Source organism: Ruminococcus sp. CAG:57, assembly GCF_000435935.1.
In the GTDB taxonomy this organism is placed as follows: domain Bacteria; phylum Bacillota; class Clostridia; order Oscillospirales; family Ruminococcaceae; genus Hominimerdicola; species Hominimerdicola aceti.
Genome location: NZ_FR890700.1, coordinates 93,709 through 102,020, shown reverse-complemented (window position 1 = coordinate 102,020; position 8,312 = coordinate 93,709). Strand labels below are relative to the sequence as shown.

The 8,312-nt window shown below is 43.6% G+C and carries 7 protein-coding genes and 1 pseudogene; 6 read left to right on the top strand and 2 right to left on the bottom strand.

The genetic code is table 11. The features are described 5' to 3' along the window. The 6 genes and pseudogenes from QVO88_RS02965 to QVO88_RS02940 form a co-directional block, all read left to right on the top strand. A pseudogene (locus QVO88_RS02965) lies at positions 1 to 659 on the top strand (GMP synthase (glutamine-hydrolyzing)); the annotation flags it as partial. A 282-nt stretch (positions 660 to 941) separates the two neighbouring features. Continuing rightward, entirely contained in the window at positions 942 to 2,120 is a 1,179-nt protein-coding gene (locus QVO88_RS02960; protein ID WP_022287042.1) for a CDP-glycerol glycerophosphotransferase family protein, read from the top strand. A 111-nt stretch (positions 2,121 to 2,231) separates the two neighbouring features. Continuing rightward, a complete protein-coding gene (locus QVO88_RS02955; RefSeq protein WP_022287041.1) occupies positions 2,232 to 2,936 on the top strand; it encodes an IspD/TarI family cytidylyltransferase in 705 nt (234 codons plus the stop codon). A gap of 14 nt (positions 2,937 to 2,950) precedes the next feature. After that, positions 2,951 to 4,024: a galactitol-1-phosphate 5-dehydrogenase gene (locus tag QVO88_RS02950; RefSeq protein ID WP_022287040.1), complete on the top strand. Its 1,074-nt coding sequence runs from the start codon at positions 2,951 to 2,953 to the stop codon at positions 4,022 to 4,024. 109 nt (positions 4,025 to 4,133) lie between these two features. Then, on the top strand, positions 4,134 to 5,993 hold the full coding sequence (locus tag QVO88_RS02945; RefSeq protein ID WP_022287039.1) for a CDP-glycerol glycerophosphotransferase family protein: 1,860 nt from the start codon (positions 4,134 to 4,136) through the stop codon (positions 5,991 to 5,993). A gap of 29 nt (positions 5,994 to 6,022) precedes the next feature. After that, the gene (locus tag QVO88_RS02940) at positions 6,023 to 6,703 is read left to right on the top strand and encodes a ribulose-phosphate 3-epimerase (protein ID WP_022287038.1); all 681 of its coding nucleotides are present in this window, start codon (positions 6,023 to 6,025) and stop codon (positions 6,701 to 6,703) included. A 124-nt stretch (positions 6,704 to 6,827) separates the two neighbouring features. Here QVO88_RS02940 and QVO88_RS02935 read toward each other — a convergent pair whose 3' ends face one another. Then, positions 6,828 to 7,370 carry a DNA-3-methyladenine glycosylase I gene (locus tag QVO88_RS02935; protein WP_022287037.1) on the bottom strand — a complete coding sequence of 181 codons (543 nt, stop codon included), beginning with the start codon at positions 7,368 to 7,370 and terminating at the stop codon, positions 6,828 to 6,830. Then, positions 7,367 to 8,312, bottom strand: a 946-nt coding sequence (thrB, locus tag QVO88_RS02930; RefSeq protein WP_288177737.1) for a homoserine kinase, incomplete at its 5' end; no start/stop codon positions are given. The genes thrB and QVO88_RS02935, both read right to left, overlap by 4 nt.

The following is an 8,312-nucleotide window of genomic DNA, read 5'->3' as shown; positions in this document are numbered from 1 at the left end:
AGGAAAAGAGAAAAACTATCGGCACAGAGTTCTATAAAGTGTTCTGGGATAAGATAAGAGAAGAGGCAGACGGCGGATTTTTCGCACAGGGTACTATCTATCCTGACCGTATCGAAAGCGGAAAGGGCGACGCTGCCACAATAAAAACCCACCACAATCAGGTAAAAATGCCTGAGGATATCAACTTTGACGGCGTTATAGAGCCTCTTGGCGACCTTTTCAAAGACGAGGTAAGAAAAGTCGGCGAAAAGCTCGGCATACCAAAGGAACTCGTATGGCGTCAGCCGTTCCCAGGTCCAGGACTTGGCGTAAGAATAATCGGTGAGATAACAGAGGATAAGATAAAGGTGTTGCAGGAAGCAGACGCCGTTTTCCGTGACGAGATCAAGAAAAGCGGAATTGAGAGCAGCCTGAGCCAGTTCTTTGCAGTTCTCCCGAACGTCCAGACAGTAGGCGTAATGGGCGACCACAGAACCTATGACCACCTTATAGCTATCAGAGCTGTAACAACAGACGACTTCATGACAGCCGATTGGGCAAAGATACCATACGATGTTCTCGCAAGAATATCCAACAGGATAACAAATGAAGTAGACCATGTAAACAGAGTAGTTTACGATATAACCTCAAAGCCACCGGGAACGGTGGAGTGGGAATGATACGATACCCCAAGGCTGTGAACGCACCTCGTTCACAGCCTTTTTCACACTCACTTTCATTATTCAAATAATTTTACAAAATTACAAATACCCCCTTGACACTTCTCCCGTTCTGCACTATAATACTACACAAGAGAACTTTTTTAGCGTTGTGCATACGTTAAAATGAGCATAATAAAGCTAAGAAAATAAGCTTTTTTGTGAGATGTGCCGCAAAAGTGTCCTGTTATTTGTTAAAGTGTAGACAAACGGCGCATAATATGATATAATGTAGGATGAGAAATGAGCGGTTTAAAACAGGCGGTCAGAAACACCGCCAAGATCATAATGTTCAAAGGAGTATATCCCCTTTGCTATAAAGTGTCAAGCCTTAGACCTTTGAGAAAAAACAAGGTCATCTTTGCCGAGATAAGAAGCGGTACGCTGACGGATAGCTTCCGCTATATCTATGAGGAGATAAAGACCAGAGGACTTGATCCGCAGGTCTATTACGTCCATAATAATAAGGGCGGAATGGGCTATCTGCTGAGATATCTGAAGCTTACTTGGCTAATGGGAAACGTGGGTTGCGTTTTGCTTAACGATACCTGTAATCTGTTCGGCGCTTTTAAGTTCAGAAAAGACACAAAGGTCATTCAAACATGGCATTCCTGCGGAGCTTTCAAAAAGTGGGGAGAAAGTATCACCGACCTCTCTTTCGGCGAGTCGCTGGAAGAATTGAGAAAGTTCCCTGCTCATACAAGCTATACACTTTGTACCGTCAGCAGTAAAGAGTGCATATGGGCTTTCAAGGAAGCTTTCGGCTTTGACCTTGATAATAATAGCGTGCAGGCAATAGGCGTATCTCGTACTGACTTTTTCTTTAAAGAGGAAAATCGTTTGAAAGCCTTTGAAAATCTCTATAAGAATTGCCCGAACGCACAGTATAAAAGAGTCCTGCTCTATGCCCCGACCTATCGTGGGGACGCTGATAAGGCTTATATCCCCGAAAAGCTGGATATAAAAGCCCTTAAAGAGAATTTCGGCAGCGAGTGGGTGCTTCTTGTAAAAAGACACGGCTTTGTTAAAAAGGAGTGGGATATCCCCGAGGATTGTCAGGACTTCGCCTTTGACATAACAGAACATATGCCTATCGAGGATCTTCTTTTTACTGCCGATATGTGCATAACCGATTATTCTTCGCTTATTTTTGAATATTCGCTCTTTGAAAGACCTATGATATTCTACGCTTTTGACCTTGACCAGTTTTATGACTATAGAGGCTTTTATTATCCCTATGACTATAGCTTTCTCCCGGGACCAATAGTTAAGACCAATGAGGAGCTTATAAACGCCATAAAGCAGGGAAAAGCCGACCCTACTGTCATTTCTGATTTCAGAGAAAGATTTATGGGCGCTTGCGATGGCCGTTCTACCGAAAGGATAGCCGATTATATTATGTCACAAAACAGCGAATACTAAGTAGGGGTGAACAGCGTTCGCCCGTTGACTGCCGAAACTTTATCGGCGTATCACAATGATCTATTTGTCAGATACATTATTATAATATAAATATCAGTAAGGAGTTTGTCTATGATTTACGGTGCAATGCTCGCAGGGGGATCAGGTACAAGAGTTAAAAGCTCAAAAATACCAAAGCAGTTTATCGAGATCGGAGGTAAGCCGATCATAATCTATACCCTTGAAAATATGCTCAAGGTAAAGAGATTTGATTATATCTATATCGCCGTCCATAAGGACTATGAGGACTATATGAACGAACAGGTGAAAAAGAATATTCCTGAAAGCGAAAAGGTAAGGGTGATCCTCGGCGGCAAGGAAAGAATGGATACTATAAATAATGTCACCACCGCTATCACAAATGATAACGAACTTCATGATGACGATGTTATCGTTATCCACGATGCCGTAAGACCTTTTGTTACAGAGAAGATACTCAACGATTCCATAGATTGTGCCGCAGAATACGGTGCTTGCGTCTGCGGACTTCCATGTGCAGATACTATCCTCCATTCAAAGGGAGGAGAGTATGTTGAAGACATCCCTGTCAGAAGCGAGCTTTACAGCGGACAAGCTCCCGACAGCTTCCGCCTTGCCCACTTTATCCAAATGCAGGATAACCTCACTGAGGAGCAGAAAAAAGTCATCACAGGCACTTCGCAGATATGCACAATGAATAACCAGCCTATCCACCTTATAGAGGGCGACGCTATTAATTTCAAGATAACAACAGACAGCGACCTGCTTATTGTCAGAACGCTGCTTGGCGGTAAATAGAAAGGACTTTTTTTATGAAAAGCTTAATAAACATACCCGAAAAGATGAAAGCACTTGTGCTTTATGGCGTGGGCGACCTGAGAGTAACTGAGGTAGACGTGCCAAAGCTTGAAAAAGGCACCGTATTGCTGAAAATAAAGGCGTGCGGAATTTGTTCAAGCGATATGCCAAGATGCTTTGTAACAGGAACTTACCACTTCCCGACCATACCTGGTCATGAGTTTTCAGGTCAGATAGTTGCAGTTGGCGATGACGTTGACGAAAGCCTTCTCGGCAAACGTTCCTGCGTGTTCCCAATGCTCCCTTGCAAGCATTGTAAAGCCTGCAAAATGGAGGAATATGCACAATGCTCAGGCTATAGCTATTTCGGTTCAAGACAGGACGGCGCATGGGCTGAGTACCTCGTTGTTCCGGTATGGAACTTAGTTCCCTTCGACGATACCCTCGATTATAAAACTGCAGCGCTCTGCGAGCCTGCCGCTGTTTCAATGCACGCTGTAAATATCGGTGACATCAAAGAGGGTCAGAATGTTGTTATCATAGGCACAGGTACAATAGGCTTTATGATAGCCCTCTTTGCAAAAGAGAGAACAAAGACCGGTAAGGTGGTTATCGCAGGTCGTTCAAAGAATAAGCTTGAGTATGCAAAGAAGCTGGGCTTTGACGTTGTTGATACAAGCGTTGACGATCTCCCTGCACAGGTGAAGAAGATAATAGGTATCGACGGAGCAGACGTAACATTTGAAGCTGTCGGCTCGAACGAAGCTATCGCCTCCGCTATCGAGTCAACAGGCGCTCTTGGCAGTATTGTTCTCGTTGGCAACCCTTCAACAGACCTTATCCTGCCTAAGAATATCTATTGGTCAATACTGAGAAAGCAGATAACAGTCAAAGGCTCATGGAATTCCAGCTATAACAGCAGAGTGAACGATTGGAAGAAAGCCCTTGAAGTTTTCGAGCATAGCGACGTAAACTTTGCCGATCTTATCACACATACATTCACAATAGAGGAGAACGAAAAGGCATTCTCCGCTATCAGAAACACAGGCGAGTTCACCTTAAAGGTAATGTTCACATTTGACGATTAAACAGTCTACTGTTTGTAAATTTGAGTAAAAATTTTGTAGTCGCTTTTCAAGACCTGAAATGAAAGTTGAGGGATAGATAAAAGCGGCGGAAAGTAAGGAATAGTTTTAAATGGATAATATGACTCCCGAATTTGAAGAGATATACGGGAACAGAAGAAAGACTATTGAGAGATTAAAAGAGAGAAACAAAAAATTCGCAGAGCTTACAAGAGTAGAGTTCAAGAGAGTTATCCTCCATATCGAGGGCGAGCTTGTGGGCTTTGAAAAAGACGAGCTTGAAAACTTGTCAGCAAGATTTGTCACACATGATAGAACTTGTATGTTCCCTGCCCAGCATTTTGAAGTAAGCGGAACTCATTTTCATCTGACAGTGAATATAATGTCCGCCAATAACGAAGCTCCTATCGCCACAGGCGAATATGCCCTTAAAATATTCACAAAGTATAAGGGCATGAATAAACCGCAGATATCAACAGATACAGTGGATTATGTCCTCAGTGGCAGTACGCTTCTCAAGCTCACCTATGATAACGATGGCAGATGCCTGTCAAAACAGGTGCTTACGAACGAGTATCCTTGTATCATATCCGATAAAGTGGAAACTATAGAGGACGATACAAAGGCGAACCCTATGAACTTCAAGCTCAGACGAGGCGCAGAAAACCTTTTCTATGCCGAGTCTGCAAGCGATATGGATACACTCGAATATAAGCTTGCCGTCACCTATAAAGAGCCTAAGCCTTCCCAGACCTTGCCAAAGCGTATTGAGAAGAAGCTTCAAAACCGTAAGAAGCTTATCATAAGAGATGTTTACGGTTTAAAGATATGGTGCTTTAAAAAGGCTTTCTCGTTCTTTAAGCATTTTGCTAAGAAAAACGGGGATATTATCCTCTTTGCCAGCGGTTCGAGAGCCGAGATAGGCGGAAACGAAAAGGTCATCTATGACCGCATGATAGAAAGAGGACTTGACAGCAAGTATAAGTTCAGATTTGACTTCAAAGCTAGTATCACTGTCAATAGGTCGATACCTGCCATGATAAGGTTCGTCTACTATCTTGCAACCTCCGATATCATTCTTATAGATGATTATTATCCTGACATCTATCTTGTGGATTATCCTAAGAACGTCAAGGTGCTTCAGGTATGGCACGCCTGCGGAGCGTTCAAGTCATTGGGCTTTGAAAGACTGGGCAAGCCGGGCGCACCTCCGTTCAATACAAGGGTGCATAAGTGCTATACCCACGTTCCTGTAAGCTCCTATCATTCTGCACTCCACCATGCAGAGGGCTTCGCTATCGACGAAAAGAAGTTCTATCCTGTGGGTATCCCAAGAACGGATATTTTCTTTGACGACGAATATAAAGCCAAAACAAGAGAGCAGATGCTGGAAGTTTTCCCTGAGTGCAAAACTGCAAAAACAGTTTATATGTATGCACCGACCTTCAGAGGAAATAACGCAAATAATGCTCATTTCCCATTTGATAAGCTTGACCTTACAGCATGGGGCAAATTTCTTGATGAAACGGATTCCGTTCTTATCGTAAAGCTCCACCCGTTTGTAAAAAGGCGTATCGAAATACCTGACGAGTATGCTCACAGAATACTTGACGCCTCCGACTACAGAGAGGTAAATGATATCCTCTTTATAGTTGACGTGCTTATCACAGACTACAGCTCTATCATATATGAGATGTCACTGCTTAAAAAGCCGATGCTTTTCTTTGCTTTCGACCAAAAGTATTATGAAGCAACAAGAGATTTCTATGAGCCGTATGAGGAGCTTGTTCCTGGTAAGATCGTCCACGATTTTGATGAGCTTATGACCGCTCTCAGAGATAAGGATTACGAGTTTGAAAAAATGGAGGGCTTCATAAAGAAGAACTTCAAATATACAGACGGCAAGTCTACCGACAGAGTAATAGACCAGCTTATCATGGGCATTGAGCCTGAAGATAACAGCATAAGATAAAAAAGATGAATAGAAACAGGAGGATCAGTATGGACAATGGTATGATATCAGTCTCAATGATGTGCGTCCATCTGGGACAGATAAAGGAATATCTTGACGCTTTTAAGCGCAACAATATCGAATATCTCCATATAGACGTAATGGACGGCTCATTTGTGCCGAATTTCACACTTTATCCTGATTATGTAAAACAGCTCCGTGATCTGACGGATATCCCATTTGATTTTCATTTCATGATAGAAAAGCCAGAGGAAAGGCTCCAGTGGTTTGATATCAGAGAGGGCGATTATGCGGCAGTGCATTATGAAAGCACAAAGCATATCGCAAAGTGCCTGCAATATCTCCGTTCTATCGGTGCAAAGCCTATCCTGGCTATCAATCCCGGCACACCTATCTGCGTGGTAGAGGAAGCCGTAGACTTCATAGACGGTGTGCTTGTCATGACAGTAAACCCTGGCTTTGCAGGACAGAAGCTCGTGCCTAACACGGTGGATAAGGCAAGACGTCTTAGAAAGTGGCTTGACGAAAACGGCCACGAGGACATCATCATAGAAACTGACGGCAATATGTCAAACGAGAACTGCCGCAAGCTTTACGAAGCAGGTGCAAGAATGTTTGTCGCAGGAACATCGAGCCTTGTTAAGCCGCAGGTAGAGGGTATAGACGAAAGGATAGCCGAAAACCGCAAAAATATTTGTCCTATGGAATAAAAAAATTGAAAAAATGCAGCCGCTCTGTATACATTGTGCAGGGCGGTTTTTTACATTGTTTATGAGAATACGAAAAAGCGGTGCAGAGTTTCCACTCCGACACCGCTTTGCTTATATCTTTACTTTATTTTTCTCTATAAAGTCCACATTCACTATCATGGGAATATATCACTCCCACCGCCTGCAAAAACGAATATATTATCACGCTTCCCACGAACTTCATTCCACGCTTTTTCAAGTCTGCAGATATCCTGTCGGACCATTCGTTGGTAGTTTTATCGCACTCATACAATATTTCTCCGTCAGTAAACTTGCAAAGATAATCATAAAAGCTCCCCTGCTTCTTCACAATATCCCGAAATATTCTTGCATTAGAAATACTCGCCCTAATTTTCAGCTTATTTCGCACAATAGAACTGTCAGAGCAAAGCTCTGCGATCTTCTCTTCGTCATATCCACAGACCCTATCAAGGTCAAATTCATCATAAGCCCTGCGGAAATTCTCACGCTTGTTCAGTATGCACTCCCACGAAAGCCCAGCCTGAAAAGACTCCAGCACAAGCATCTCAAACAAATAGCTGTCATCAGTCCTGAGAACGCCCCATTCCTTGTCATGATATTCCACATACTTTGGATTTTTAAGGTCGCACCATTTGCACCTGTTCATATAAGCTTCGTACCCTCGTTGTCAATGTGAAATTCCTTTACCTGCCAGCCTTTAAGCCCTGCGTTGTCAAGAGAAAATTTCATCTTGCCTGCGAAATATTGATTGCTCTCGTCCACAATAGCCATGATAGTTGGACCTGCACCGCTTATGTATGCCGCATATGCACCGTGAGTGTACGCAATGTCAAAAACGTCCTTGCAGTGGGGTATAAGCGCCATTCTGTAAGGCTGGTGAAGCCTGTCATCAACTGCCGTTTTCAGATTTTCAAACTTGCCCGTAAGAAGCGAAGCCGAGAAAAGCGCCGCACGGGAAAGGTTGTAAACTGCGTCCTTGTGTGAAACTTCCTTAGGCAGACAAGCCCTCGCTTCCTCAGTTTTCAGCTCAAAATCAGGTATTATCGCCACGAATTTCAGCTTTGTGAAAACCTCCTGCTTTACCCAGTGTACCTTTCTTCCGTCAAATACCGCCGTAACGATTCCGCCCAGCAGTGCAGGCGCAGTGTTGTCAGGGTGACCCTCTATCTGAGCAGCAAGGTCAACAAGATCGTCCTTTGTGAGGGGATCTCCAAGCATTTTGTTTGCTCCCACAAGTCCTGCGATTATGCAGGCAGAAGACGAGCCAAGACCTCTCGCCATAGGAATATTACTTGTCTGTATGAGCTTTAGTCCCTCAAGTTTTTTTCCGCATACCGCAAAAAGGTCTTTGGCAGAAATGTAAATAAGGTTTCTCTCGTCCGTAGGAATGTCAAGCCCGTCCGCCGCCGTTATGTCTATCTTGTCGCACTCCTCCATTTCAATGTAGTTGTAGTAAGTGAGCGCAAGCCCCAGTGCGTCAAAACCGGCGCCAAGGTTAGCCGACGTGGCAGGTATCTGTATTTTTATCATGGTGAAAACTCCTTTATAAAAAAGGCGGACATCAAGTCCGCCCCATATTGCTTTTGTG